This window comes from Bacillus cereus, from assembly GCF_015071065.1.
GTDB lineage: Bacteria > Bacillota > Bacilli > Bacillales > Bacillaceae_G > Bacillus_A > Bacillus_A cereus_BA.
Genome location: NZ_VOVA01000005.1, coordinates 195,147 through 221,676, shown reverse-complemented (window position 1 = coordinate 221,676; position 26,530 = coordinate 195,147). Strand labels below are relative to the sequence as shown.

Sequence of the window (26,530 nt, the reverse complement as noted above, 5' to 3'; positions counted from 1 at the left end):
TTACGAACAAAGGTTGATGAGTTTACTTTACTTCTTCTTTAAAAACAAAATGCTCTTTAAATTTTCTAGATTCAACTTTTTGACCGTTTCGCATGGATTGGAAAGGATGTTCTTGCCAAGTAATCATAACGTCAATTTCATCTGCCTTTGTGGAAACAGGAAAATTAGCATGTTCAAATCCAGTTTTTTCACTTGCTAGACGACCTTCTTTTCTGGAAAAGAGTTCATACTTTGTTTTCGTATTTGGTTCATTCCGAAAAGCTTCAACTTGTACATTATACACTTCATTTTTCCCAAGATTTTTTACAGAGAAATGATATGTTTGAAATACACCTTTTTTAGGTTGCAACAATTTTCCACTCGTTTTTTTCACTTCATCAATATTCACTTGCCATTGATCAGAATTTTGAGAGATTGGTAAAGATTTTGGTGAATAGGCATATGCTTCATTAACTACAACTAAGCATAATAATAGGAGAAAGAAACTAATTGTTTTTTTCATATGTACACCTCCGATAAAACTTTAATAATAATATGCGTGGGAAATGTGGATTTTATGTAATAAAATGGAAAAAGTTCAATTGAAAGAATTTGAGAAGGATAAAATATTTCTAAGCTATCAAATGATAATTGTATAGAGTTCAATGTTCGTATTACATATCTTTAGAAGGGGTCTGTATAGTGAGAAATCGCAATATTTTTCTAAAAACGCTTGCGTTTTATAAAATAAAGAGATAGAATACTCTGTAAATATAAAAAGTGATGATTAGGAAAAGTACATGATGCAAGGGTCTACAGAGAGCAATCGGCTGCTGGAAAGATTGCGATACCGCATGATGGAAAGACACCTGTGAGTGTTGCTTTGAACGTGATTATTAGTAAAAGCAAACGGTACCTACCGTTATCAGGACTAAGATGGTCATTATGACAATTTGGGTGGTACCGCGGAAAAATCCGTCCCTATTATAGGGGCGGATTTTTGTATTCTTTGAAAGGAGGTGAGTGACCGTGGATGATGATGATGACAATAACAATAACGTAAATAAAAATAAAATTAGTGGAGGGAAATATAATGGATCAAATAATGAAGCGTTCACTCACACGAGAATGTACGGAGCATAGCGGAAAGGTTGTATTACTACAAGGGTGGGTAAAAAAGATTCGTCATCTAGGGAATGTTAGTTTTTTATTATTAAGGGACCGAACGGGAGTTATTCAATGTGTATTAGAAAACGAGTTAGCTGGATATAGAGTAGATGTTGAAAGTGTCGTCCAAATACTTGGAGAAATAGTAGAGACACCGAAAACAGAATTAGGTGTTGAAATACTTGCACGTAAGGTGAAAGTTTTAAATGGTGCAGAACCACTTCCATTTGAAATAAATAAAAAGAAGCTACAAGTTGGCTTAGATCAACTGTTGAATGAGCGGGTATTATCATTAAGACATGAGCGAATCGCGGCGATTTTTAAAGTGAAATCGACACTCGTTCAAAGCTTTAGTGAATTTCTAATAGAGAACGATTTCACACGTGTATTTACTCCGAAAATTGTCTCACAAGGGGCAGAAGGAGGAGCAAATGTTTTTAAGCTTCCATATTTCCAAAAAGAAGCGTATTTAGCTCAATCACCACAATTTTATAAACAAATGATGGTAGCGGGAGGACTCGAACGTGTTTTTGAAATTGCTCCTGTGTACCGGGCTGAACATCATAACTCTTCACGACATTTAAATGAATATATATCGTTAGATGTAGAGCTTGGATTTATAAATGATTTTTATGAAGTGATGCAATTAGAAACAGATGTTTTACGATATATGTTTCAACAAGTAGGAGAAAAGTGTGAAAAAGAATTGCAGCTATTACAAATTACAATGCCTGTTATTACTGAAATACCTAAAATTACATTATCAGAAGCACAAGAAATTTTGAAAAGGAAGTACCGGAAAGAATCGCCGATTGGGGATTTAGATACAGAAGGTGAAAAGTTACTAGGGAAATATGTACAAGAAACATATAATAGCGATTTTGTCTTCATCACACATTATCCGAAAGAAGCACGGCCGATGTATACGATGCCAAATAAAGAGAATCCAGCTATTACAGATTCATTTGACTTATTGTATAAAGGGCTAGAAATAACTTCAGGTGCGGAGCGAATTCATAACTATGATATGTTACTTGATTCTTTTAAAGAAAAAGGATTGCATCCGGAAAAATTCCAATCTTATTTAAATACGTTTCGTTACGGATGTCCGCCGCATGGTGGATTTGGGATTGGATTAGAAAGAATCGTATATAAACTTTTAGAACTAACAAACGTACGGGAGGCAAGTGCTTTTCCGAGAGATTGTACACGTCTTACACCATAAAAAAGAATCTTCGCGATTATCGCGAAGATTCTTTTTCACTGTTCTTCCATTTTTACATTGAAAGTTTATAAAAAACCTTTTCGGCAAAAAATTAATATATACCTTGACAGTAACAAATATAACCGATATACTTCATATTAATTTCAAAAGAAAATATATTCTAAATATTAAAATGTGTTGAATAGGAGTAGTAAGGTCATGTATTTGTGCAGAGAGCTATGGGTTGGTGCGACATAGTCAAATGACATCCTGAACTCGCCTAGGAGCAGTAAGGTGGAACGGAATCACATTCTTAGTAAATCTTAACGGTTAACCTTCGATATTAGGTTTGTAATCAAACGATTACTACTAAGGTGGATTCATAATGGAATCAATAAGGGTGGTACCGCGTTAAGCAAATGGCTTAGCGTCTCTTTATATAAAGAGATGCTGGGCCATTTTTTATTTTATAGAAAAAGAAATGGAGGGTTTATTTGGATAGGTTTATAAAATTTAATTATTTATATAAAAAGATTTAATTAGGAGGAAAATAAGATGAAACAGACGGAGCAATGGACTTCGAAATTAGGTTTTATAATGGCAGCAGCAGGATCAGCAATTGGACTTGGCGCAATATGGAAGTTTCCTTATATCGCTGGAAAGAGCGGGGGAGGAGCATTCTTTTTAATCTTTATATTATTTACTGTATTAATTGGACTACCGCTACTTATAGCTGAATTTATGATTGGACGCAGTACACAGAAACAAGCAGTTGGAGCATTTAAAAGTATCGCACCAAATACAGGATGGCACTGGATTGGACGTCTTGGCGTTGGAACTTGTTTTATATTGTTATCTTTTTATAGCGTTGTAGGTGGCTGGGTTTTAATTTATTTCTTCCGAGGAGTAACAGGACAACTTATTACTCCAGGACAAAATTACGGTTCGTTATTTACTGAAACAATTGGAAATCCCGTTTGGGCTATTATGGGCCATTTCGCTTTTATGTTCATAACGATATGGGTTGTATCAAAAGGTGTACAAAACGGAATTGAAAAGGCAAGTAAATATATGCTACCAGCATTGTTCGTATTATTTGTCGCTCTTATTATTCGTTCATTAACACTTGATAATGCGATGCAAGGTGTGAAGTTTTTCTTACAACCAGATTTTTCAAAGATTACTTCAGAAAGTATTTTGTTCGCAATGGGTCAATCATTCTTTGCGATTAGTATCGGAATTTCAATTATGGTTACGTATAGCTCGTATTTAAATAAAAAAGAAAGTTTACCAAAATCAGCAATAACAATTGTTGGATTGAATTTATTCGTTTCTTTATTTGCAGGACTTGCTATATTCCCGGCAGTATTTTCATTAGGAATGGAGCCGACAGAAGGACCAGGCTTACTATTTATCGTATTACCATCTGTATTTAGTCAAATCCCATTAGGAGGATTGTTCTTAACAGTATTTCTTGCGCTATTTACATTTGCCACATTAACATCGGCATTTTCTCTACTAGAGACGGTTGTTTCAGCATTAGCAAATGGTGAACAAGAAAGAAGAAATAAACTATCATGGATCATCGGTTTCTGCATTTTCCTAATAGGTATACCATCTGCTTTATCATTTGGAGTATGGAGTGATATTACGATTTTTGGGAAGAACATTTTTGATGCGATAGACTTCTTATCTAGTAATATATTAATGCCGCTCGGAGCATTATTTATTAGTATTTTCGTATCATTCAAAATGGAAAAGAAAGTGTTAGAAGCTGAATTTTTTGTAGGTGGAAATTACGGAAAGAAAGTATTTACTTGTTGGGTGTTTTTACTTCGATTTGTAGCGCCACTTGCAATAATTATCGTCTTTTTAAATGTAATAGGGATTATTTAAAGTGAAATGTTATAATATTCAGTGAAAAATGAGGTGATGATCATAAAGACGAATTTGATTGAATTTGGGAAATACATGAACATTAGAGGGGAAAAGCTATACGTTGAAACACATGGAAACCCTAAAAATAAACCAGTATTATACTTGCTCGGTGGTCCAGGTGAAAGTTGTTATGAGTTTTCATTTCATCAAGCGGAACGATTAAAAAACTCCTTATATGTAACTATGATAGATCAAAGAGGGGTTTGTCGTTCAGAAGTAATTACCGAAGAAGAACCTTTTGGACTAAATGATCTAATTGAAGACTGTGAGGAACTAAGAAAAGTATTAAGAATTGAGAAATGGTCTGTAATTGGACATTCTTTCGGTGGATATTTAGCATTGTTATATGCGGCGACATATCCAAATTCAATAGAGAAAATAATATTTGAAGGGCCAACTTTTGATTTTTCATTAACAAGTAGAGCTTTATTGCAAAAGACAGCACAGCTATTGAAGAGGTATGGAAAAGAAAAAGAGGCGAAAGAATGCCTAGATTTTTCAGAAAGTAATGCTAGTCCAGAAGAGTTATTAGAGGCCTATATAACATTAAGTGGTGAATTAGAAGAAAAACGAATGGAGATTTATGAAAATAAGGAGGATAAAACTGACTATAATTTATATAGTGATGAAGAGTGGGGAGAATTTGCAAGACGTTCAGAGATTCACTTTAGAAGATTAAAAGATGAGGGAGAGATTTATAAATCATTTCTATTAAAACTGCAAGAAGTGAAAAATCCTATGCTGCTAATTGTAGGGAAATATGATGTAGTAACGTGTGAAAAGCAAATTGAAGTATTTAATCGAGATGCTCGAAATGGTAAGTATATCGTGTTTGAAGAGAGTGGTCATACGCCACATTGTGAAGAAGCAGATCGATTCGCTGAAACAGTCATTGATTTTTTGAAATAAAAAAAGAAAGGGTGCTTCTAATAATGAGAAGCACCCTTTTTAAATTTCTGGATAAGTGATTGTAATGTTAGGCCATTTGCTTTGCCAATTCTTTTTCATAACTCTTTTTTTGTACATATGTATTCGTTCTTTCGTTTCAAGAAAATGAAGTGTAGGTTTCACTTGTAATGAAAGCACATCTTCAATTCCGCATGGAGACGTTAATATGACATTGTTCTGTTCGTCAAGCGTAACTCCTAAAGCGGTTGCTGTTTCGGGAAATTTAGAAATAGCATCAATAGAAGAAGAATATGGTGGTATGTTATTCACCACATGCATACGAGCTTGATTCTTTACTGACCAAGGGATAGTAGTATCAATATTCATTAGTTTCGTTTCTAACGATTGTTCGTATGTCTCATCTTTATGTAATTGATCAAAATAGATGACATCAACATCTGGTGTAGCTGTTCGTACTTCGTAGTTATGTAAAGTATCCCAAATTTTAGAACGAACAAACCCGGCGCAAATCCACCAATCAGGTAGCCCTAGTGATTTTGCCATTTGTAATACATTCATCATCCACGGATCATTTTGTATCAATTGGATAATATCTTGTTCGGTTTTAATAGTCATTTGATATTACACCTACTTTTTTTAGAGAGTGAATTAATGCATAAGCTCAATAATCCATAAAATCCAGTAAGCACCTGGTACAAATAAAAGTTGCGCTAATAAGGTGCCGAGAAGTCTAGAAATCATTAGCCAACCATACATTTTACTCATTGCTTCAGCACCCTTTTCTGATTGTAAAGCTCGCTCTGTTAATAAAGCAATGCGTGGATCGAGTAGTACTGTTAATAAAATAGTAGCAAAACCATTAACAAGGCCGGAAGCTGTACTTGCATTTGTTGCGTAATCTGGGTTTAAAAAGGAAGCGTAAAGGGCTGAAAGGACACCCGCTGTATAAATGGCAGTAGCAAACATGTTAATAAGCATAATACGCTTTGGGATACCACCGATCCTCATGCGATGAATCATTTCGAATTTAGGGAAGCGTACATATTTTTTTGTGTACTTTAATTTTTGAATGTTATTTGTTTTCATCATTCGAATGAATGAACCATCTGTTTCAAAGTTTTGAATGACATATCCAAATAGCTTTGTCAAAGTTGGATAAAGTATAATCGCGAGCAATGTACCGACAGAAGCAGATAATAAAACGAGACGTATAATATGCTCTAAATCAATAGAAGAATCTAGTTTTGCTTCATCGACAATACCGCCAATTAAAAAGGCTTGTAGCAAGTTTGATGTTCTTGAAATGAGTAATACTATTCCTACGACAGATAAGGAAACGGCAATCTTTTTTAATCGGACGCCAGCTAAGCGAATACTATAAGAACTAGTTTCGACTGCGTGGATGACAATTGTGAAAGCCATTATAAAAATTAATGTAATTGACATTTGTTTCACCAGTTTCTATTGAATTAATTGTAACTTTTTTACTTTATCATATCTATCCGTATTTTGTAACTGAAACTATGTAACATAGAAAAAGTAATTTTTCGAAAAATAAATAATGATAGTATAGTAGAGGTAGAGTAGTAAAAAACCTTCAGTATTACATGTAAAGTAGGATGAGTGGGGGATTAAATATGTATACAACATTTTTATTTGATTTAGATGGAACAGTAACGGATCCTAAAAAGGGGATTGTAAATTCAGTTTTGTACGCGCTAGAAAAGGTTGGAATTGAAGAATTACATGTAAGTGAGTTAGATTCATTTATTGGTCCTCCTATTCAGCAATCATTCGTAGAGAGATATAATATGAATGAAGGAGAAGTTGAACGAGCTGTTTTTTATTTCAGGGAGTATTTAAAGCAACGTGGGTTGTTGGAGAATAGTGTATACGAGGGTATTCCAAATCTCCTAAAACAATTAAAAGATACCGGAAATCGTTTATTTATAGCTACTTCAAAGCCTACTATTTTTGCTAGACAAGTAATAGAGCATTTTCAACTAACGAATTATTTTGAAGATATCATTGGAAGTAATTTAAATGGAACGAGAATAAAAAAAGAAGAAATAATTGCTCATATTTTACAACAGAATGAAGGACTTAATAAAGAGGAAGTTGTCATGATTGGAGATAGAAAGCACGATATAATAGGTGCAAATCATAATGGAATTGCTTCAATTGGTGTTTTATATGGCTATGGTAGTGAAAATGAGTTGATTGAAGTTAGTGCGACTCATATAGCGAAGGATATAGAAGAACTACACCATTTTTGTATAGAAAATAGTTTAATAAAAAAATAAAAATAGAGACTAACAATCCCTTTATAACGTATGACGATGAAATCGTTTTTGTTTAAAGGGATTTTTCATATGTAATCGAATATGTATAATTAGACATTTTAGTATGAAAAATTTGTATGAATTAGAGGAGGGATGTCAGAAATGAAAGATTAGTAGAAGTTTATCAACAAAAGATTGAATTTTCAGTTTAAAGGAGGGATATAATTGGAGCTAGTTATTATATTATTAGCACTTAGCTTACTTATGTTTGTAGCGTATAGAGGGTTTTCTGTTATTTTATTTGCACCGATTTTTGCATTATTTGCGGTATTTTTGACAGAACCTAGTTTTGTATTACCTTTCTTTTCTAATATTTTTATGGAGAAAATGGTAGGGTTTATTAAACTATATTTCCCGGTGTTTTTACTTGGAGCAATTTTTGGGAAAGTAGTAGAAATGTCAGGAATTGCTGATTCTATTGCAAAGACGATTGTAGAGTTGGTTGGAGAAAAACGTACGATTTTAGCGATTGTTTTAATGGGTGCTATTTTAACGTATAGTGGTGTTAGTGTATATGTAGTGGTATTTGCTATATTTCCGTTTGCAGCTAAGCTTTTTCGACAAGCTAATATTCCAAAGCGCTTAATACCTGGAACGATTGTCCTTGGAGCAGTAACGTTTACAATGGATGCGCTTCCTGGATCACCACAAATTCAAAATGTAATACCTACAACATTTTTTAAAACGGACATTTATGCTGCACCGATACTTGGTATTGTAGGGGCAATTTTTGTTCTCACGTTAGGTTTATTATATTTAGAGAGTAGGCGTAAGAAGGCAAAAGCAGCAGGTGAAGGGTATTTTGGTTTTAACGATGGGAATACTGAAATGGCAGCATCTTTGCAATTAGAACAAAAAGATATGCCGGTACTAAGCAGTATTGAAATTACAAGAGTACAGCAAGTAATTGCATTTGTACCACTTATTTTAGTAGGTGTAATGAATAAAGTTTTCACAATCATGATACCGAAGTGGTATCCGAATGGCTTTGATTTCTCAACTATTGGTATGAAAGCATTTGGAAAAGTTGAATTAAGTGCGGTAGTTGGAATTTGGTCTGTAGAATTGGCACTTATAATAGGGATTTTAACAACGCTTTTATTATATTGGAAACGAGTAGTAACTGGATTTCAAGCTGGATTGAATACAAGTATTGGTGGAGCGCTACTTGCAACAATGAATACAGGAGCTGAGTTTGGATTTGGTGGTGTTATTGCAGCACTTCCAGGCTTTGCAATTATGAGAGATAGCATCTCTGCAACTTTCACGAATCCATTAGTAAATGGAGCAGTAACGACGAATATTTTGGCTGGTATTACTGGGTCAGCATCAGGCGGAATGGGGATTGTTTTAAGTGCGATGGGGGATAAATTTATTGCAGCAGCCAATCAATTTGATATTCCATTAGAAGTTATGCACCGTATCGTATCAATGGCATCAGGAGGAATGGATACATTACCACATAACGGGGCTATTATTACTATTCTTACAGTAACAGGTTTAACACATAAACAGTCATATAAAGATATATTTGCTATTACAGTTTTGAAAACGCTTGCTGTGTTTTTAGTTATCGCATTCTATACTATTACAGGAATTTATTAAAAATAGATACTATATGAATTGTAAAGATTTATTTAGTTGATATTTTATAAACTAAAACATTAATAAGGGGAAGAAGGGGTGGAGTACTTGCAAGAAGTTGCTGAGTTTCGTATGCCGAAGTCTGTACTATATGGAAGAAATTCGATTGAAAAGCTGGGGGAACAATCAAAGAAGTTTGGGAAAAGAGCTTTTATAGTTACTGATACAATTATGGAGAAATTAGGGTATGTTGAAAGGTGCATAAAACAGCTAAATAAGAAAGGTATTACTGTTATTACATATAACAAAGTGAATGCTGAGCCTACAAATTTACACGTATTAGAAGCGTTAACGATTTGTAAAGAAGGAAAGTGTGATTTTATTATCGGTATTGGTGGTGGAAGTTGTATTGATGCTGCGAAAGCAGTAGCGGTGTTACATACTAATGGTGGAGCAATTGAGTATTACGTCCAAAAAGATGTTGAAATAGAAAATGATCCACTACCACTCATTGCAATTCCAACAACTTCAGGTACTGGGTCAGAAGTAACAAGTGTAGCAGTAATTACGAATAAAAAAACAGATGTAAAAATGATGATGAAGCATCCGAGTTTTACCCCGCAAGTAGCGATTATTGACCCGATATTAACAAGTTCGGTACCACCTCATATTACGGCAGCGACAGGTATAGATGCATTATGCCATGCAATTGAAGCATATATTTCTAAATTTTCACAACCACTTACAGATGTACTTTCTCTTTCGGCTATTGAAAGTATTATGAAATATTTACGTATTGCATATGAAGATGGAGATAATATGGAAGCAAGGGAAGCAATGATGATCGCTTCATTACAAGCTGGAATTGCATTCTCAAATGCATCAGTTACGTTAGTTCATGGTATGTCAAGACCAGTAGGTGCACTATTTCATGTACCACATGGTATATCGAACGCCATACTATTACCTACAGTTTTAGAGTTCACAAAAACAAGTGCAGTGAAAAGGTTAGCCGAGATTGGACGCAATTTAAACAAAGATCTTTACTCATATTCTGAGGAAGAAGTAGCGAATTACACGCTTGCTGAAATAAAGAAACTTTGTTTTGATCTTTGCATTCCAAATTTAAAAGAATATGGAATTGATGAAATTGAGTTTGAAAATGCTATTTCTAAAATGGCGACAGATGCAATTGTAAGTGGTAGCCCAGGAAACAATCCACGAGTCCCTTCTTATGATGAAATCAAACAGTTATATCGAGAGTGTTTTAATTATCATTATGAATCTTTTTCCGAAAAATCCAATAAATAATTTCTGAAAATTCAATAAAAATTTCCTTGGAAATGAAATAGAGTATAAATCAATAATGAAGTGGGATTATGGATAGAAACAAGACTTTGTATTTGTTATAAAGTCTTGTTTCATTCTGTAAAAAACATACAATGATTTATTGTTATTATGTCCGTAAAAAAATATTGAAGAGGTGTTAATTGTGAAAACGATAGGACTTATAGGTGGTATGAGTTGGGAATCAACTTCGGAATATTATCGAATTCTAAATGAAGAAATAAAAAGTAGATTAGGAGGATTACATTCAGCAAAATGCCTGATTAATAGTGTAGATTTTGAAGAGATTGAACGATTCCAGTCTAGCGGAGATTGGGATGGAGCAGGAGAAATATTAGGGAACGCGGCGTATTCATTGCAGAAGGGGGGAGCAGACTTTATAATTATTTGCACAAATACAATGCACAAAGTGGTTGAGAAAATAAAGGAGAATATTAACATTCCAGTATTACATATTGCTGATGCAACTGCAAAAGAAATTAATAGAAAAGGTATTCAAACGGTTGGTCTACTTGGAACCAAATATACAATGGAGCAAGATTTCTATAAGTCACGTATAGTAGAGAATGATATCAAAGTAATAGTACCATCAGAAAAAAATAGAGAAAAGATAAATGAAGTAATATATACAGAATTATGTTTAGGAAAAATAACATCTCAATCTAGAATGTATTATAAAAGTGTTATAGAAGAGTTAGTGCAACAAGGAGTGCAGGGAATCATATTAGGTTGTACAGAAATAGGGTTATTAATAAAGCAAGAAGACGTATCAGTTCCGATATTTGATACAACTCATATACATGCAATTGAAGCAGTAAATTTCGCTTTGAGAAATAGATTATAATTATATTATGTAAACTTAGTTCGTGTATCTGGAAAACATTCAGAAAATATTTTATAATGTAAGTGGTTACATTTAAGGGGGGATGCGTATGTTTTCAGTTCAAGCAATCGCATTTGTACATAATGACAGAAAGGAAATAAAAGATGATGAGTGGGGAGAAGTAAGATCCTGTATTACTTTAACTGAAATGTATACAGAGGAAAGTATACAAGGGATTGAAGATTTTTCTCATATTGAAGTTGTTTTTTATTTTCATAAAGTAACTGATGAACAAATTCAATATTTTGCTAGACATCCTAGAAATAATAATGATTATCCTAAAGTAGGCATTTTTGCACAGCGCGGGAAAAATCGTCCGAATCGCATAGGTGTGACAATTGTACAGGTGATAAAAAGAGAAGGTAAATCAATTATTGTGGAGGGACTAGATGCTATTGATGGAACCCCTATATTGGATATAAAGCCAATAATGAAAGAGTTTATGCCGAAAGAAGAAATACAACAGCCTAAATGGGCAACAGATATAATGAGACAGTATTGGAAGGGGAATGGAGTAAAATGAGAATATATGAGGCAACAATTGCAGATTTAGATGGACTAGCAGCAGTTTTTAATAACTATCGTATGTTTTACCGACAAGATTCCGATTTAGAAGGTGCAAAAGTATTTTTACAAAATCGAATGGAGAGAAAAGAATCCGTTATTTTCGTGGCAGTTGAAGACGGTGAATATATTGGGTTCATGCAACTATATCCATCATTTTCTTCCATTTCGATGAAAGAATTATGGATTTTAAATGATCTGTTTGTACAAAAGGCGAAGCGCGGAGCCGGAACAGGTAAAAAATTATTAGAAGCTGCGAGAGAATTCGCATTAGAAAATGGAGCAAAAGGTGTAAAATTACAAACAGAGATTGATAATTTATCAGCACAGCGATTATACGCTGAAAATGGTTATTTGAGAGATAATCGTTATTTCCACTATGAGTTAACGTTTTAAAAAAATAATAAGATTAAAAGAGACGTTTTCATTTTGAAAATGTCTCTTTTAACTTGTATTAGAGTTGATTTAAAATCCAATTTGTAGCATCTTCAAAGTCTTCTGCAATGTATTTTGGATCAATATGTGCCCATTTGTCTCGGTACGTATGTAAAGCGTCATATCCAGCGCCTGTTCGTACTAATATCGTTGTCGCATTTACTGTTGCTCCTGCAACAATATCAGTCCAGCGATCACCAATTACAGCGCATTTTGTTAAATCAAGCCCGTGTTTTTCAGCTGCTTGCAACAGCATACCTGTACTTGGTTTACGGCATTCACAACCAGCACCGTGTTTGTGAGGACATATGTAAATATCATCAAAGCCGAAACTTTTTAATTCTTGTACAAAATCAGCTACGGTCGCTATTCCATCTGCGATACCTGGTTGGTTTGTGAAAGAGAAAATCTTTATATTTTTAGCTTTTAGTTTTTGTAAGGACTCTTTTGTAAAAGGAAACAATGTAAAAGAACCTGGATAATGTATTGTAGTGTCACCACCAATTGTACCGTCACGATCAATGAAAATTGCTTCAATATTTGTCATAGTTTTATTCCTTTCAATTTAAAAATGTTTTACAAATCGATATCCATTTACTTCATAACCTAATTTTTTGTAAAAAGGATGTGCTTCCTCTCTTTTTGTTCCGCTAACTAGCCATGTTCCAATGCAATTATGCTTCTTTGCTAATTGTTCTGCATAATCCATTAACACTTGTCCAATGCCTTTCCGCCGTATTGTAGAATCGACGCTAATAATTGAAATTTCTCCATAACGAGTTACATCTTCTAAATTTTCGCGTATACGAAACCCAAGTAATCCAAATATAGTTTCTTCTTCCTCATAAACATATAAAAAATCAAAAGGACTCATGTGTACGAATTGCAATCGGTTGTTCATATCTTCATAGGAAATAGAGGAACCTTTTAATTCTTTCGTTAAAGAACAAAGTGCATCTATATCATCTATCGTCGCTTCACGAATTTGAAAAGACATATTATTCACTCCAATAAAATGTAATCAAACATTTAATATTCTGTTAAAAAATGTTTTTTCCTGCTATGAAAACAAATATTTTATAATGATATATAGATAGCTATATGTTATTCTTTTCCTTGATTATATTGGAAATGGAAAGAAGGGGAATGTATGTTGAAGGTAAATATCCGCTCAGCTGGATATGAAATAGGTGAAAAAACAATTCATGATATTGCTTTTTCAATTGAAAAAGGTGAATTAGTTGCTCTTATTGGCGCAAATGGTGCCGGGAAAAGTACGACGATTAAAACGATGCTAGGCTTACTTGTAAATATGAATGGTGAAATATCATTTGGTGAAAAGAAAAACCCATATGCATATGTGCCGGAACATCCAACATATTATGATTATTTGACGCTCTGGGAACATATTGAATTATTAATGGCTGCCCGTGAGAATGAAGTAGGAAGCTGGGAAAGGGAAGCTGAAGAATTATTACATATGTTTCGAATGGATAAGCATAAGCATGAGTATTTATCAAAGTTTTCAAAAGGGATGAAACAAAAATCGATGCTTATATTGGCGTTTTTAACTAAGCCAGATTTTTATATAATTGACGAACCTTTTATCGGATTAGATCCAGTAGCTACGAAAGAGTTTTTAAGTTATTTATATAAAGAAAAAGAGCGCGGGGTAGGAATTTTACTTTGTACGCACGTATTGGATACTGCTGAAAGAATTTGTGAGAGATTTTTGCTCATTTCACAAGGTACATTAGTTGCAGATGGACATCTAGAGGCTATTCAAACGTTAGCGAAAATACCGGGGAGTTCATTATTAGACTGTTTTGATGTAATCGTAAGGCGTGAACAGCATGATTAAAAAACAATTTTATAAAAGATTACGCCATGAACTTGAGCGGAAATGGAAGTCCATACGTTCGGTAACAGATTGGACAGTTGCGTTATATATTATTATTCCAGCACTTATGTTTATGGGAATCTATTATCGATCACTATGGATGGAAACATTATCGATGGAAGAGACGGTGTATTTCGGATTAGGCTTACTCGCATTTTATCTTGTAACATATTCAAGAGGTGTACGCTCGTTTTTTGAACAAGCAGATAGTTTATTTTTAATTTCGTATCCAACTCATATGCGAAAATTAATTCAGTATGGCATGATATATACATTTATTCGAATAGCGATAACGAATGTAATGGTAGTAGTTGTTATGTTACCAGTGTTAATGAAAAGTATCGGAGTGACAAAGATACAAATCGTATTATTTTGGACATTCTTTACTGTATTTCGATTTATGTTGTCGTTGTTGACGAGATTTATAAATATACGTGTCGGGAAACGATGGGTTTTATGGATTATAAAAAATGTAATATTTTCTATGAGCTTATCCTTTTTTGGAATGAGTCTATTTTTTACTTATAAAAATCCATTTTATTCAATACTATTTATCGGTTTAGCAGTTTTCCTAGCTATAGTATTAGTAAAAGTAAAGATGAATTATAAAAATTCCTTTTTTAAAGAAGTTGAGAAAGAAAAAGAAGAAAGTATGCGTTGGACGAGCGGTATTATGCAAGTCGGTGGCCATGCTGCTAAGCCGAGCAGTTCGAATAAAAAACCGTGGATGTTTCCACATTCTAAAAGAATTTTAGGGAAAAAAGCTGATTCGCGTATCGTTGAATCTTTTTTGAAAGAATTTTTCCGTACAAGTAGTGCACGAATATTTTATATTCAAATTGTATGTATAAGCACGGTAAGTATTATGATGAGTCCGAGGTGGATTGCAGCTATTATCCTCGTATTTACGTTAGTTGCAATTTCCCGTTATGCACGCGATTATTGGAATGAATTTACGAAAAAAATGTTTCTTCATTTATATTGTGATGAAGGCAAATTACTATTGTTAAGATGGAAGGCAGATCGCTATTTATTACTTCCAGTAATACTTTTGTATGGAATAGTTATACTTTCTCATTTTTATTTATTACCAGCTGTAATTGCCGGGATTATTTTTATAGTATGGATTGGTTGGATTGTATTTTTACCATAGAAAAAGAGCCGGAAATGGCTCTTTTTCTAGTCTGTAACACACTGATAAATAAAATATACTAAAAGGAGTATGCTTGCGGCGGAGTACACGACATCTAAAGTCATCTGATCGCCTCCTCATTGTTGTTGTATTTATAGTGTATGAAATCTTACAATTTCATATTCAAGTGAAAAATATGTGAACGTTAACAAAATTGTAAAGTGCAAAAATTACAATCATTTTGTATAATAGAAGAAACAACCGTTATATAAAATATAATGAGTGAAAGGGGAGGGAACATAAATGCCAAATTGGTTTAGAAAAACCTTAGTCGCATTAATTACCGTATTTACATTTGGTTTAGTGACGCCTCCTTCCATATTGCTTGATAATGCCAAAGCTGCGGACAAGCCTACGAGCACAGCTGGGCAACAAAATTTGGAGAGTACGTCCTATACATATGAAGAAGCGAATGACAGGTTAACCACCGATACTTTTGTTAACTATGCGATGCAAGAAGCAGAGAAGCAATCTATGCAAAAATTCGGCTCTAAAATTGGGCCTGTAATTGAAGATGAATTTAAAGATGTTGTATTACCTAAAATTGAAGAGGCAATCGCGGAACTTGCCAATGATGTGCCAGAAGAATCGTTACAATCATTAGCAATTTCCCAAAGACCAGCTGGCGGAAATAATGAAAAAATTTTTCATGTTTATGACACGAAATCAGGAAATGACTTACTGCGATTTCATGTGAGGAGAGATCATCCACCGCAAGATGGATATTATTTTAATTTCCATTATCATCGTTTTGATGATGGATACTCAGGACACCACGAGTTAGGAAATATTTATTGGAATACGAATGTACCGCCGAAATGGTTGTCTTAATGAGAACAAGAGAAAATCTTGTTCTTTTTTTATGTGTATGAAAGGGTAAGGCATTTATGTTGTTGAATAGCATAGGTTTAGGAAAAAAACAAAGGGAGTATGGGAATGCAAAAATACATTGTTTTTGACTTTGATGGCACATTAGTAGATTCACAAAATATATTTGTACCAATTTATAATCAACTTGCTGAAAAGCATGGATATAAGACAGTTAGTGAGGAAGAGATTGAGCCTTTACGAAAATTAACTATGTCTGAGAGATGTAAAAAGCTTGATGTACCACTTTATAAACTACCTATATTAGCATTAGAATTTTACAAATTATATCAACCTGCCATAAAAGATCTCGTTTTATTCCATGGGATGAAGGATGTATTAGATGAATTACATAAAAAAGGCTACGGGATTGCGGTTATATCTTCGAACTCAGAAGAGCATATTAGGGCATTTTTATCCAATAATGGCATAGAAAATATTCAAGAAGTGTATTGTTCTAAAAATTTGTTTGGTAAAGATAAAATGATAAAAAGATTTTTAAAGTCGAAAAATCTAACAGAACAAGATATGTTGTATGTCGGTGATGAACAACGTGATATTGCAGCTTGTAAAAAAGCTGGTGTGAATGTCATTTGGGTTTCGTGGGGGTATGATGTAATTGAGACGGTAAAAGGAGACGCGCCAGATTATATGGTGAATACGCCAGGGGAAATTGTGCAAGTAGTACAGGCGGCACATTCTTAATATAAATAAACTTTGAGCAGGTATTCATCATATTGAATTTTGGATAGCAAAGTTTCTTGCTGGTAATAAAGTGAAGGTTATAGGTGGTCCTATTGAAATGAATCATTATTCGGACGTCTACTTTATAATATAAAAAGGGGGTGGACAATTGAAAGTCAGGCAAGGAAAATATGAAGAAATAAAATTACGTGATAGAATTCCAGGAATGGTTGAATATATAGATAGTGCAAGGTTTCCGGCTGATTTTCACCATTATATTCCCCCTCACTGGCATAGAAGTATTGAAATTAGCCTAGTCGTATATGGAGAAGTTGTCTTGTATGAGAATGGGCAAAAAAAGAAAGTATCCGCTGGTGAATTTATTTTTGTAAATAGTGGCGATGTTCATGAATTCGAAAAAGTTGAAAATACAAGTTGTGCAGTAATGATGTTAATTATTTCTTATGAATTTCTTAAAGAGGTAAATAGAGATTTTGATAAATATAAATTCAATATAAAGGAATCAGTTGTTCAGAAAACTAACCTCCAGCAAATATTTTATGAATTAAAGGAGTTAGTCACAAATTCTGATGATTTAAGTTACATAAAAATTAATAGTCTAATTTATGAAATTGTGTATATTCTATTGCGATATTGCAAAGATGGAGAGAGTATAGACAATAATTATCAACTTGGAAATAAACAGAAAGAAATGATTACGTATATTTATAAACATTATGGTGAAGAACTTAAACTGAAGGATGTGGCTAAACACTTTTTTGTAAGTGAAGAACATTTTTCTCGTATGTTCAAAAAATCGTTCGGATCAAATTTCACCACTTTTTTAACGAGATACAGGCTCTATAAAGCTTATGAAGATATTATTAGAAGTACAAATTCTATACAAGATATAGCAGTAAAACACGGATTTCCAAATGTAAAATCGTTTATTTCACAGTTTAAAGACAAATATGGATATACACCATTACAGTATAGAAAGAAAATTATATCAAAAAATGACAATAATTGAATCAAATATGAACAACAATAAAAAAACGTTCCATGTTACATTTTGTACATGGAACGTTTTTAATTTAGTGATAGCAGATGAAGTAAGATTCAAATGGGATTTATATAATCCGAATAAATGAAAGCGCTTAAAATAAGAGAGGATGAATACTGGATGACTAGAAAGTATGACTTAGACCTTTTAGAAAAAATTCAAAAAAAACAAGAAACTATCAACGTACAGGGGGCAAAAGTTGTAGTAAAAAACATACCAGATTGTGATGAAAAAGGGGCTATGGATCCACGTCTTTATAAGGACACAAAGGTTCAAATGAATGTAATGAGGTTTATGCCTAAAAATATGATGAAAATGGATGCTTCTGAAAAATCAGTAAAGAATATGCGAAAACAATTTAATGGTATTAAAAGTGTTCCCATTGTCACTAAAGACATTAATATTATGCATAAAACTGTTCAAGCAGAAGATGGATTTGATATTCCGATAAGAATTTATAACAGTAGTTCTAAACGAGAGAATGCACCAATTTTATACTTTATTCATGGTGGCGGATTCATGGCAGGATCACCAGATGTGGTAGAAGAGCTTGTGAAATTGATAGTAGAGAAAATAGATATACTAGCCGTTTCGGTGGATTATCGATTAGCTCCAGAAAATCCTTTTCCAACTGGGCATACAGATTGTTACACTACTATAAAGTGGATTTATGAGAATGCTGACACATTAGGCGGTGATAAGAATAATATCTTTGTTGCTGGTGATAGTGCAGGAGGTAACTTAACGCAGTATTGTACTACTAGAGATATGGAAGATGGTAGAAATCTTGTTAAGGGACAACTACTTCTATACCCTACACTTAATATGTGTGACTATGAAGATGAATTTTATTCTTGGAGTATAGACAAATATGAAATTGCTCCTAAGTATAGAAAAGGATTAGAAAAAATGCTTACTATTATGCATTCAATGGCTGGAGGTATGTCAGAAGTACTTGGTACGAAAGAAATTAATTCTAAGTATTTAAGTCCATATGTTGATGTATCTCCAGACTATCCAAGTACATTTATTACGGTAGGAGAGCATGATTTTTTAATGATAGAATGTTTAGCGTATGCAGCTAAATTAACTAAAAAAGGAGTTGATACTGAAACAGTTCTTTATCGAGGATTGGGGCACGCTTATGGAGATAACGTAGGTGTCTATCCTCAAAGTGAAGATTTAGCAATTGAAATGGGGAATTTTATATTAAAACATAGTGGAAAGTAGGAGAATTGATGAAAAATAGAAAAGTGATATTAATTTCCAGCTTCGCTATTTTACTATGTATCTTTGCATTTACAGACTTACAAATATCCAATAGTCTATATGAACCAACTAATAAAATCGCTCTTTTTTTACAAGCTATAGGAGAAATTCCAGCGATGCTTATTGCCTTATTTTCTAGTATGTATTTATTTAAAACTAGAAAGAATAAAAGTTCAAGAGGGTATTATCTATCTGGAATTGGCTATGGAGTAATCACTCTTTTATTCGCTTTTATAGCGTCATTTATGCTAGTACATTATTTAACCATTTCAAAATTTTTAATTCCAATTTTTATGATTTGCTTTATTATAGCTTGTTATATGATTTCTAAATCGTGGAGTAAATATGATGATACAAGATTGAGAGACATTGCATTAATTGGATTATTAAGTGTAGTTATTGTATTAATTACATTCAATCTAATAAAATTAGGATGGGGTAGAGAACGTTATCGTCATATGATTTCTATTGGATCGTTTGAAGGATTTTCAAAATGGTTTATACCTCAAGGAATCGCCAAAAGTGATGAGTTTATGTCGTTCCCTTCAGGCCATAGTGCTAATGCAGCGTTAATCATTTGGTTTAGCTTGTTACCAGAATATTTCGCCTCACTAAAAAGAAAAAAAATAGGTGTTTGGATTCTCATTCTTTTATGGATGATACTAGTACCAATGAGTCGTAATATGGTAGGAGCTCATTTTGCTTCAGATGTTACAGTTGGAGTCGCTATTTCAGTAACTGTGTTTATGTGTTTGAAAAAATTTATTTGGAGAGATAAGAAAAATAAACGCACCAATAACTCTGATGTTCTTCCATATTCAGTAAATCGATAATAAAAAAGTTATTTCCTTGAGATTATATAACAATTAATGGATAGCTTTTTCATTAAGTTGTTTTTGATTAATAAGTTAGTATTTGGGCTAGCCTTAATTTATTCATTCAATTGAATAATAGAATTATCGGTTTACGGATGGATTTCTAATTCCAAAATAATAGAGGGAAGCGCAAGCTTCCCTCTATTAAATTAACTATTTAATTTTCGTAAATGTAAGAGGTTGAGTACTTAACATTGTAGGTACATGTAATTGAAGAGTCGGGAATTCACCATTTACATTCATATCATAAGCGAATAAAAGCCCCATTTTCATTTGGAATAAACTAATTGATGCTGAGAAGATGTCGTAATGATGGTGCTGTAGTTTAATTTCCGTATCCATGAATTGTACATGTAAGGAATCATCTTGTTTGTATATTTTCAGTGTTCCATAAGCAGGGTGCTCAAAAGTTCCGGCGTAGTCATCTAATTTATGAGAAGGGATAGTCCCATTTATTGCTTCAGGAAGTGATTCATTTGTCTCTTTCATCATTTCTTTCATTTTTTCACTATCTTCTACAGCGCGATTATGCCAGTCGATAAATTCTAGTCCGAGAAGTTCGTCGTAAATATGTTTTGTAATATAAGTAGGAAGTAAGGTTTGTCCGGAATTTGTTAGCACGATAATACCGATGTTTTCATTTGGCATGAATGACGCAAGTGCAGAGAATCCATCAATATTACCGCCGTGATGAATCAGTTTATAACCGCGATAAGCGCTAATAAACCAACCGAGTCCATAGCTATTTAATGGAGAATCACTTGTTGATAACATTGGCTGATCCGGGATTGGAGTATGCGGTGTATACATTTCTTGGAGTAATTCAGTAGAAATCAAATCATGATTTTCTGTTTTTCCTTCGTTTAAATGAAGCAGAACCCATTTTGCCATATCTTCAATAGTAGAGTTAATACATCCAGCTGCTCCAACTGTATCAATATTTCGGAATGGAATTTCTTTCATTTCACCATTTTCTTCAGCGTAAGGTAATGCATAATCATCTGTATTTTGTGAGTCTGTAACAGAGAAGTTTGTATGCCTCATATTTAATGGTTCTAAAATATGTTCTGTAACGTATTGCTCCCATGTTTGATTCGTAATGTTTTCCGCAATATAACTAATTGTCGCATACATTAAGTTGTTATAAAGAAATGCTGTGCGAAACGGTGCATCAAGTGATAAATGTTTTATTTTTTCAACAAGATTTTTTCGAGTTAAGGAAGAACTGTACCAAAGAGCATCGTGACGACTTACCCCAGTACGATGAGAAGCTAAATCTCGTCCTGTAACTTGCGAGTTAGCGAGCATATCGGATAAAGAGAAGTTAGGTACGTAAGTTTGGACAGAAGTATCCCAGTTAAACTTTTTTTGCTGTGCTAATAAGCTTAATGAAAGTGTACCGAATGCTTTCGTTGCGGAACCGATTGCGAATCGTGTCTGCGGAGTAACAGCCTCTTTTTTCTCTATGTTACGATAGCCGAAACCTTCTGAAATAATGACCTCACCATCTTTTATAACAGCTACAGCAGCGCCAGGAACGTGTAAATCCTTCATCATCTTCTCAACCTTATGTTGTAACGTACTTAAAACAGGAGTTTCAATTTTAGACATACTTCTAACCTCCAAATATAAATTTTGTCCTACCGCACTATACTTTCGGTAATAGAAAATGAAAACCTTTTTAAATATGGAAAGTTAATAATTTTGTAAGAATTACTGAAATGATTTTTATTTATCAAGATTATTAAATTCGCTGTTTTTCATGTTATGATAAATTGCATATAAGATTGAAAGAAGGTTTTCCTACATATGAAACATGCTGAATATGAATACTTAAATTTATGCCGTCATGTAATGGAGCACGGTACGAAGAAAGAAGATCGTACGGGAACGGGTACTGTATCTGTATTTGGATACCAAATGCGTTTCGATCTAAGTAAAGGATTTCCTTTATTAACGACAAAGAGAGTCCCATTTCGCCTTGTAGCAAGTGAATTACTTTGGTTTATGAAAGGTGATACAAATATTCGTTATTTATTGCAACATAATAATAATATTTGGAATGAATGGGCGTTTAAAAGCTGGGTAGACAGTGACGAATATAATGGTCCCGATATGACAGATTTCGGTCTTCGCTCTCAACAAGATGAGGAATTTAAGAAGCAATACGATGAGCAAATGGAATTGTTTAAAAAGAACGTTCTAGAAGATGATGATTTTTCGAATAAATATGGTTATTTAGGAGACGTATACGGAAAGCAGTGGCGTGCTTGGAAAACGACAGCTGGCGAGACACTTGATCAACTAAAAGATGTAATTGAAATGATTAAGAAAACACCAGATTCACGTCGATTAATTGTTTCTGCTTGGAATCCTGAAGATGTACCAAGTATGGCTTTACCGCCTTGTCATACGCTATTCCAATTTTATGTAGCAGATGGAAAGCTTTCTTGTCAGTTATATCAAAGAAGCGGTGACATTTTCCTTGGAATTCCATTTAACATTGCAAGCTATTCACTTTTAACACATTTAATTGCACATGAATGTGGTCTTGAAGTAGGAGAGTTTGTTCATACAATTGGTGATGCACATATTTATACAAATCATTTTGAACAAGTAGAAAAGCAGTTGGCACGTGAACCACGTCCGTTCCCTAAACTTACATTAAATCCAGATGTGAAATCTGTGTTTGATTTTGAAATGGACGATTTAACAATAGAAGGATATGAGCCACATCCAGCAATTAAAGCACCAGTTGCAGTATAATTGTAGAGGAGATGAAAAGATGATTATTTCATTTATGGTCGCAATGGACGAAAATAGAGTAATTGGTAAAGATAATAAACTACCTTGGCATTTGCCAAGTGAATTACAGTACGTGAAGAAAACGACAATGGGTCACCCGCTGATTATGGGAAGAAAGAACTATGAAGCGATCGGTAGACCGTTGCCTGGAAGACGTAATATTATTGTAACGCGTAACGGTGATTATCATGTAGAAGGTTGCGAAGTTGCTCATACTGTGGAAGAAGTGTTTGAACTGTGTAAAAATGAAGAAGAAATCTTTATTTTTGGCGGGGCGCAAATTTACGATCTGTTCTTACCGTATGTGGAGAAATTATATATAACAAAGATTCATCATGCTTTTGACGGAGATACGTTCTTTCCAGAAATGGATATGACGAATTGGAAAGAAGTTTTTGTCGAGCAGGGTGTTACGGATGAAAAAAATCCGTATACGTACTATTACCATATATATGAGAAGCAACAATAGGAGAGAGGTTGATGTGAATATTCACATCAACCTTTTTATTTGTATTATTAGATGTATCTTTATAGATGTGATTCGGTAGTGCTATAATGAAAGGTAGCATGTGAAAAATGCTGAAATTTTCAAAAGTATTAATATAGAAAGAGGAGGAGAATCAGTTGAGAAAAATATGGGGGATTCTTTTTCTTTGCCTAACATTCATGTTAGTTGGATGTGGTAAAGAAGAAAAACCACAAGAAGCGTTTGATACATATGTAAAAGCATGGAATAAACAAAAATTTGCAGATATGTATGACCAACTATCAGAAAATGCAAAAAAAGATATTTCAAAGAAAGAGTTTACTGAGAAATATGAAAAGATTTATTCTGGTATCGAAGTGAAAGACTTAAAGGTAGAAACAGGGGAAGTAAAAGAAGATAAAAAAGATGAAGGCCCTGTTCCTTTTAAAGTAAGTATGGATACAGTTGGTGGTAATATCTCTTTTGGCCATGAAGCAAAAATGGTGAAAGAGAAAGATGGAGATAAAGAATCTTGGAAAATTGATTGGACTCCTGATTTTATTTTCCCAGGCATGACAAAAGATAGTAAAGTGCGTATGCAGACAACACAACCAAAACGTGGTGAAGTTTACGATCGTAATGGAAAAGGTCTTGCGACGAATGGTAAAGCTTCTGAAATCGGAATGATTCCAGAAAAATTAGGGGATGCTGCTCCCCAAACGAAAGAAACGGTAGCGAAGTTGTTGAATATGTCTGTAGAAGAAATTGATCAAAAACTAGCTGCTAAATGGGTAAAACCAGGGTATCTCGTACCAATTGGAATATTGCCTGAAGGGGTAACACAAAATACGTACATTGATTTACCAGGTGTTTCAACAAAACCAGTAAATGTTCGTACATATCCGTTAGGGGAAGCGGCAGCTCATCTAACTGGTTATATCGGAAAGGTAAATGCTGAAGATTTAAAAACACTTCAAAAGAAAGGCTATCAAGCCGATGATCCAGTTGGTAAGGCTGGATTAGAGCAAGTATTAGAAGAAAAGCTACACGGTAAAAAAGGTGGCCGTGTCTTTGTAGAAGATGCACAAGGAAAAGAAATTAAAAACTTGGCAAAAACAGACGCTGCTGATGGAGAAAATATAACTTTAACTATCGATAGTGCTGTTCAAGAAAAAACGTATAATGAAATGAAGGGCGAAGCTGGTTCAAGTGCAGCAATTAATCCGAAAAGTGGAGAAACAATTGCACTTGTAAGTAGTCCGGCATACGATCCTAATCTTATTGCGAGAGGGACATCAAAAGCTCAACGTGAAGCTTGGAATAATGACCCGAAAAAACCAATGACGAATCGATTTACACAATTATCGGTTCCGGGTTCTGTATTTAAGCCGATTACAGGTGCAATTGGACTTGAAACAAAAACAATCGATCCAAAAGAAGAATTGAAAATTGAAGGACTGAAATGGACGAAAGATTCTTCTTGGGGCAATTATTACGTAACACGTGTAAAAGATGCAAATCCGATTGATTTTGATAAGGCAATGAAATACTCGGATAATATTTATTTCGCACAAGAAGCTTTGAAAATTGGAAAAGATAAATTCATGGCTGAGGCGAAAAAATTCGGATTTGATGAGAAATTACCAATTGAATACGGATTCCCAGCTTCTAAAATCGCAAATGATGGCATAAAAAATGATATCCAAATGGCAGATACAGGATATGGACAAGGACAAGTCTTAATGACTCCTCTTCATTTAGCTTTAACGTATGCACCGATTGTAAATGATGGAACGATTCCGTCGCCATATCTTATTAAAACAGATAAACAACCAAAGGCCTGGAAAGAAAATGTGATTTCTAAAGGAACTCAAGATATATTGAAAACGGCTTTAACGAAAGTAATTAACGATCCAGATGGTACGGGGAAAATTGCGAAAATTGATGGTATGACCCTTGCTGGTAAAACAGGAACAGCAGAATTAAAAGTATCAAAAGAGGCAGAAGGAAAAGAACTAGGTTGGTTCGCTGCGTTTGATTTAAATTCACCTGAAATGGTCATTACAATGATGATTGAAGACGTAAAAGGTAGAGGTGGAAGTAATATTCCAGCTGAAAAAGTGAAACATGTTTTTCAAAAATAATAATTGATGAAGGCTACCTCCATATAATATGGAGGTAGTTTTTTATGTTGATAAAATCTTAATATTTATATACGAAAGTAAAATAAAGCGATATAACTTATTAACTTACGAAAAAAAAGTAGCTATTTTTATTGACATTACGTACAACTTTTTGTATCATACTTACGTAAGGTAAGTTATTTACTTTCTAAATATAAATCTCAAATTAAAGATAAAGTGTAAAAGGGAGAGAATACAATGACAAAAGTACTATTTATTACAGCAAATCCAAATTCAGCAGAAGGTTCTTTCGGTATGGCAGTAGGAGAAGCTTTCATCGAAGCATATAAAAACGAACATCCACAAGACGAAGTTGTAACAATTGATTTATTCAATACTACTGTACCAGCAATTGATGCAGATGTATTTGCTGCTTGGGGTAAATTTGCAGCAGGTGAAGGTTTTGAAACTTTAACGGAAGTTCAACAACAAAAAGTTGCAGCAATGAACACAAACCTAGAAACATTTATGCATGCAGATCGTTATGTATTCGTAACTCCAATGTGGAACTTTAGCTATCCACCAGTAGTGAAAGCATACTTAGATAACTTAGCAATCGCAGGTAAAACATTCAAATATACTGAAAATGGTCCAGTTGGCCTATTAGAAGGCAAAAAAGCACTTCATATTCAAGCTACAGGTGGCGTTTATTCTGAAGGAGCATACGCAGCTGTGGACTTCGGTCGCAATCACTTGAAAACAGTATTAGGATTCATCGGTGTAAATGATACTGAATACATTGCAGTTGAGGGAATGAATGCAAATCCTGAAAAAGCACAAGACATTAAAGAAGCAGCAATTGTAAATGCACGCGAATTAGCAAAACGTTTCTAATATAGAAAACTTCAAAATGTCCAAACACTTGTTGTTTGGA

At 33.8% G+C, this 26,530-nt stretch carries 26 protein-coding genes and 2 other annotated features; of the genes, 20 read left to right on the top strand and 6 right to left on the bottom strand.

What is annotated here, in order from left to right; all coding sequences use genetic code 11:
• Nucleotides 1-22: 22 nt before the first annotated feature.
• A complete protein-coding gene (locus tag FT637_RS16520; protein ID WP_193647210.1) occupies nucleotides 23-502 on the bottom strand; it encodes a hypothetical protein in 480 nt (159 codons plus the stop codon).
• A 251-nt stretch (nucleotides 503-753) separates the two neighbouring features.
• Nucleotides 754-965, top strand: a binding site (T-box leader).
• Between the two features lie 107 nt (nucleotides 966-1,072).
• On the opposite strand from FT637_RS16520, the gene aspS reads away from it, so the two are divergent.
• The 3 genes from aspS to FT637_RS16505 all read left to right on the top strand — a co-directional run bounded on the left by aspS (nucleotide 1,073) and on the right by FT637_RS16505 (nucleotide 5,197).
• The gene (aspS, locus tag FT637_RS16515) at nucleotides 1,073-2,371 is read left to right on the top strand and encodes an aspartate--tRNA(Asn) ligase (protein ID WP_193647209.1); all 1,299 of its coding nucleotides are present in this window, start codon (nucleotides 1,073-1,075) and stop codon (nucleotides 2,369-2,371) included.
• A 168-nt stretch (nucleotides 2,372-2,539) separates the two neighbouring features.
• Nucleotides 2,540-2,788, top strand: a binding site (T-box leader).
• 117 nt (nucleotides 2,789-2,905) lie between these two features.
• Complete coding sequence (locus FT637_RS16510) at nucleotides 2,906-4,246, top strand: sodium-dependent transporter (protein ID WP_193647208.1); 1,341 nt, start codon at nucleotides 2,906-2,908, stop codon at nucleotides 4,244-4,246.
• A gap of 36 nt (nucleotides 4,247-4,282) precedes the next feature.
• On the top strand, nucleotides 4,283-5,197 hold the full coding sequence (locus tag FT637_RS16505) for an alpha/beta fold hydrolase (protein WP_193647207.1): 915 nt from the start codon (nucleotides 4,283-4,285) through the stop codon (nucleotides 5,195-5,197).
• A gap of 39 nt (nucleotides 5,198-5,236) precedes the next feature.
• On the opposite strand, the gene FT637_RS16500 is transcribed toward FT637_RS16505, so the two are convergent.
• A complete protein-coding gene (locus FT637_RS16500; RefSeq protein WP_193647206.1) occupies nucleotides 5,237-5,812 on the bottom strand; it encodes a nucleotidyltransferase family protein in 576 nt (191 codons plus the stop codon).
• 33 nt (nucleotides 5,813-5,845) lie between these two features.
• Nucleotides 5,846-6,643, bottom strand: coding sequence for a lipid II flippase Amj family protein (locus FT637_RS16495; protein ID WP_193647268.1), 798 nt, complete (start codon nucleotides 6,641-6,643; stop codon nucleotides 5,846-5,848).
• Nucleotides 6,644-6,834: 191 nt separating this feature from the next.
• Between FT637_RS16495 and FT637_RS16490 the strand changes: the two genes are divergently transcribed.
• The 6 genes from FT637_RS16490 (at nucleotide 6,835) to FT637_RS16465 (ending at nucleotide 12,313) form a co-directional block, all read left to right on the top strand.
• On the top strand, nucleotides 6,835-7,500 hold the full coding sequence (locus FT637_RS16490) for an HAD family hydrolase (protein ID WP_193647205.1): 666 nt from the start codon (nucleotides 6,835-6,837) through the stop codon (nucleotides 7,498-7,500).
• Nucleotides 7,501-7,704: 204 nt separating this feature from the next.
• Entirely contained in the window at nucleotides 7,705-9,144 is a 1,440-nt protein-coding gene (locus FT637_RS16485; RefSeq protein WP_193647204.1) for a GntP family permease, read from the top strand.
• Nucleotides 9,145-9,231: 87 nt separating this feature from the next.
• A complete protein-coding gene (locus tag FT637_RS16480) occupies nucleotides 9,232-10,434 on the top strand; it encodes an iron-containing alcohol dehydrogenase (RefSeq protein ID WP_193647267.1) in 1,203 nt (400 codons plus the stop codon).
• Between the two features lie 181 nt (nucleotides 10,435-10,615).
• Nucleotides 10,616-11,314 (top strand): aspartate/glutamate racemase family protein, encoded by a 699-nt coding sequence (locus tag FT637_RS16475; RefSeq protein WP_193647203.1) that lies wholly within the window; start codon nucleotides 10,616-10,618, stop codon nucleotides 11,312-11,314.
• Nucleotides 11,315-11,402: 88 nt separating this feature from the next.
• Nucleotides 11,403-11,876, top strand: coding sequence for an SAM-dependent methyltransferase (locus FT637_RS16470; protein WP_193647202.1), 474 nt, complete (start codon nucleotides 11,403-11,405; stop codon nucleotides 11,874-11,876).
• Nucleotides 11,873-12,313, top strand: a complete 441-nt coding sequence (locus FT637_RS16465; RefSeq protein ID WP_193647201.1) for a GNAT family N-acetyltransferase — start codon at nucleotides 11,873-11,875, stop codon at nucleotides 12,311-12,313. Before FT637_RS16470 ends, FT637_RS16465 begins: the two co-directional genes overlap by 4 nt.
• A gap of 58 nt (nucleotides 12,314-12,371) precedes the next feature.
• Here the strand turns inward: FT637_RS16465 and FT637_RS16460 are convergent, their stop codons facing one another.
• Together FT637_RS16460 and FT637_RS16455 are read right to left on the bottom strand one after the other, a co-directional pair.
• Entirely contained in the window at nucleotides 12,372-12,899 is a 528-nt protein-coding gene (locus FT637_RS16460) for an HAD-IIIA family hydrolase (RefSeq protein WP_193647200.1), read from the bottom strand.
• Between the two features lie 18 nt (nucleotides 12,900-12,917).
• A complete protein-coding gene (locus tag FT637_RS16455) occupies nucleotides 12,918-13,349 on the bottom strand; it encodes a GNAT family N-acetyltransferase (RefSeq protein ID WP_193647199.1) in 432 nt (143 codons plus the stop codon).
• A 153-nt stretch (nucleotides 13,350-13,502) separates the two neighbouring features.
• Here FT637_RS16455 and FT637_RS16450 point away from each other — a divergent pair, with 153 nt between their 5' ends.
• From FT637_RS16450 to FT637_RS16420, 7 genes are all read left to right on the top strand, one after another.
• A complete protein-coding gene (locus FT637_RS16450) occupies nucleotides 13,503-14,213 on the top strand; it encodes an ABC transporter ATP-binding protein (RefSeq protein ID WP_193647198.1) in 711 nt (236 codons plus the stop codon).
• The gene (locus FT637_RS16445; RefSeq protein ID WP_193647197.1) at nucleotides 14,206-15,405 is read left to right on the top strand and encodes an ABC transporter permease; all 1,200 of its coding nucleotides are present in this window, start codon (nucleotides 14,206-14,208) and stop codon (nucleotides 15,403-15,405) included. The genes FT637_RS16450 and FT637_RS16445 overlap by 8 nt, the downstream gene beginning before the upstream one ends.
• Before the next feature lie 282 nt (nucleotides 15,406-15,687).
• A complete protein-coding gene (locus tag FT637_RS16440) occupies nucleotides 15,688-16,275 on the top strand; it encodes a YpjP family protein (protein WP_193647196.1) in 588 nt (195 codons plus the stop codon).
• 105 nt (nucleotides 16,276-16,380) lie between these two features.
• A complete protein-coding gene (locus tag FT637_RS16435) occupies nucleotides 16,381-17,016 on the top strand; it encodes an HAD family hydrolase (RefSeq protein WP_193647195.1) in 636 nt (211 codons plus the stop codon).
• 148 nt (nucleotides 17,017-17,164) lie between these two features.
• Complete coding sequence (locus FT637_RS16430; protein ID WP_193647194.1) at nucleotides 17,165-18,025, top strand: AraC family transcriptional regulator; 861 nt, start codon at nucleotides 17,165-17,167, stop codon at nucleotides 18,023-18,025.
• Nucleotides 18,026-18,178: 153 nt separating this feature from the next.
• Nucleotides 18,179-19,288, top strand: a complete 1,110-nt coding sequence (locus tag FT637_RS16425; RefSeq protein ID WP_193647193.1) for an alpha/beta hydrolase — start codon at nucleotides 18,179-18,181, stop codon at nucleotides 19,286-19,288.
• Between the two features lie 8 nt (nucleotides 19,289-19,296).
• Nucleotides 19,297-20,160 (top strand): phosphatase PAP2 family protein, encoded by an 864-nt coding sequence (locus FT637_RS16420; RefSeq protein WP_193647192.1) that lies wholly within the window; start codon nucleotides 19,297-19,299, stop codon nucleotides 20,158-20,160.
• Between the two features lie 195 nt (nucleotides 20,161-20,355).
• On the opposite strand, the gene FT637_RS16415 is transcribed toward FT637_RS16420, so the two are convergent.
• Nucleotides 20,356-21,813, bottom strand: coding sequence for a serine hydrolase (locus FT637_RS16415; protein ID WP_193647191.1), 1,458 nt, complete (start codon nucleotides 21,811-21,813; stop codon nucleotides 20,356-20,358).
• A 198-nt stretch (nucleotides 21,814-22,011) separates the two neighbouring features.
• Here FT637_RS16415 and FT637_RS16410 point away from each other — a divergent pair, with 198 nt between their 5' ends.
• From FT637_RS16410 to FT637_RS16395, 4 genes are all read left to right on the top strand, one after another.
• Nucleotides 22,012-22,968, top strand: coding sequence for a thymidylate synthase (locus FT637_RS16410; RefSeq protein WP_193647190.1), 957 nt, complete (start codon nucleotides 22,012-22,014; stop codon nucleotides 22,966-22,968).
• 19 nt (nucleotides 22,969-22,987) lie between these two features.
• Entirely contained in the window at nucleotides 22,988-23,476 is a 489-nt protein-coding gene (locus tag FT637_RS16405; RefSeq protein ID WP_193647189.1) for a dihydrofolate reductase, read from the top strand.
• A 155-nt stretch (nucleotides 23,477-23,631) separates the two neighbouring features.
• On the top strand, nucleotides 23,632-25,617 hold the full coding sequence (pbpC, locus tag FT637_RS16400; protein ID WP_193647188.1) for a penicillin-binding protein 3: 1,986 nt from the start codon (nucleotides 23,632-23,634) through the stop codon (nucleotides 25,615-25,617).
• Nucleotides 25,618-25,854: 237 nt separating this feature from the next.
• On the top strand, nucleotides 25,855-26,490 hold the full coding sequence (locus FT637_RS16395) for an FMN-dependent NADH-azoreductase (protein WP_193647187.1): 636 nt from the start codon (nucleotides 25,855-25,857) through the stop codon (nucleotides 26,488-26,490).
• Nucleotides 26,491-26,530: the final 40 nt, after the last annotated feature.

Bases quoted from the DNA above. Each gene is read 5' to 3' on its own strand.
- FT637_RS16520 (WP_193647210.1), bottom strand. From the start codon at position 502: ATGAAAAAAACAATTAGTTTCTTTCTCCTATTATTATGCTTAGTTGTA.
- aspS (WP_193647209.1), top strand. From the start codon at position 1,073: ATGGATCAAATAATGAAGCGTTCACTCACACGAGAATGTACGGAGCAT.
- FT637_RS16510 (WP_193647208.1), top strand. From the start codon at position 2,906: ATGAAACAGACGGAGCAATGGACTTCGAAATTAGGTTTTATAATGGCA.
- FT637_RS16505 (WP_193647207.1), top strand. From the start codon at position 4,283: ATGATCATAAAGACGAATTTGATTGAATTTGGGAAATACATGAACATT.
- FT637_RS16500 (WP_193647206.1), bottom strand. From the start codon at position 5,812: ATGACTATTAAAACCGAACAAGATATTATCCAATTGATACAAAATGAT.
- FT637_RS16495 (WP_193647268.1), bottom strand. From the start codon at position 6,643: ATGTCAATTACATTAATTTTTATAATGGCTTTCACAATTGTCATCCAC.
- FT637_RS16490 (WP_193647205.1), top strand. From the start codon at position 6,835: ATGTATACAACATTTTTATTTGATTTAGATGGAACAGTAACGGATCCT.
- FT637_RS16470 (WP_193647202.1), top strand. From the start codon at position 11,403: ATGTTTTCAGTTCAAGCAATCGCATTTGTACATAATGACAGAAAGGAA.
- FT637_RS16465 (WP_193647201.1), top strand. From the start codon at position 11,873: ATGAGAATATATGAGGCAACAATTGCAGATTTAGATGGACTAGCAGCA.
- FT637_RS16460 (WP_193647200.1), bottom strand. From the start codon at position 12,899: ATGACAAATATTGAAGCAATTTTCATTGATCGTGACGGTACAATTGGT.
- FT637_RS16455 (WP_193647199.1), bottom strand. From the start codon at position 13,349: ATGTCTTTTCAAATTCGTGAAGCGACGATAGATGATATAGATGCACTT.
- FT637_RS16450 (WP_193647198.1), top strand. From the start codon at position 13,503: ATGTTGAAGGTAAATATCCGCTCAGCTGGATATGAAATAGGTGAAAAA.
- FT637_RS16445 (WP_193647197.1), top strand. From the start codon at position 14,206: ATGATTAAAAAACAATTTTATAAAAGATTACGCCATGAACTTGAGCGG.
- FT637_RS16440 (WP_193647196.1), top strand. From the start codon at position 15,688: ATGCCAAATTGGTTTAGAAAAACCTTAGTCGCATTAATTACCGTATTT.
- FT637_RS16435 (WP_193647195.1), top strand. From the start codon at position 16,381: ATGCAAAAATACATTGTTTTTGACTTTGATGGCACATTAGTAGATTCA.
- FT637_RS16425 (WP_193647193.1), top strand. From the start codon at position 18,179: ATGACTAGAAAGTATGACTTAGACCTTTTAGAAAAAATTCAAAAAAAA.
- FT637_RS16420 (WP_193647192.1), top strand. From the start codon at position 19,297: ATGAAAAATAGAAAAGTGATATTAATTTCCAGCTTCGCTATTTTACTA.
- FT637_RS16415 (WP_193647191.1), bottom strand. From the start codon at position 21,813: ATGTCTAAAATTGAAACTCCTGTTTTAAGTACGTTACAACATAAGGTT.
- FT637_RS16410 (WP_193647190.1), top strand. From the start codon at position 22,012: ATGAAACATGCTGAATATGAATACTTAAATTTATGCCGTCATGTAATG.
- FT637_RS16405 (WP_193647189.1), top strand. From the start codon at position 22,988: ATGATTATTTCATTTATGGTCGCAATGGACGAAAATAGAGTAATTGGT.
- FT637_RS16395 (WP_193647187.1), top strand. From the start codon at position 25,855: ATGACAAAAGTACTATTTATTACAGCAAATCCAAATTCAGCAGAAGGT.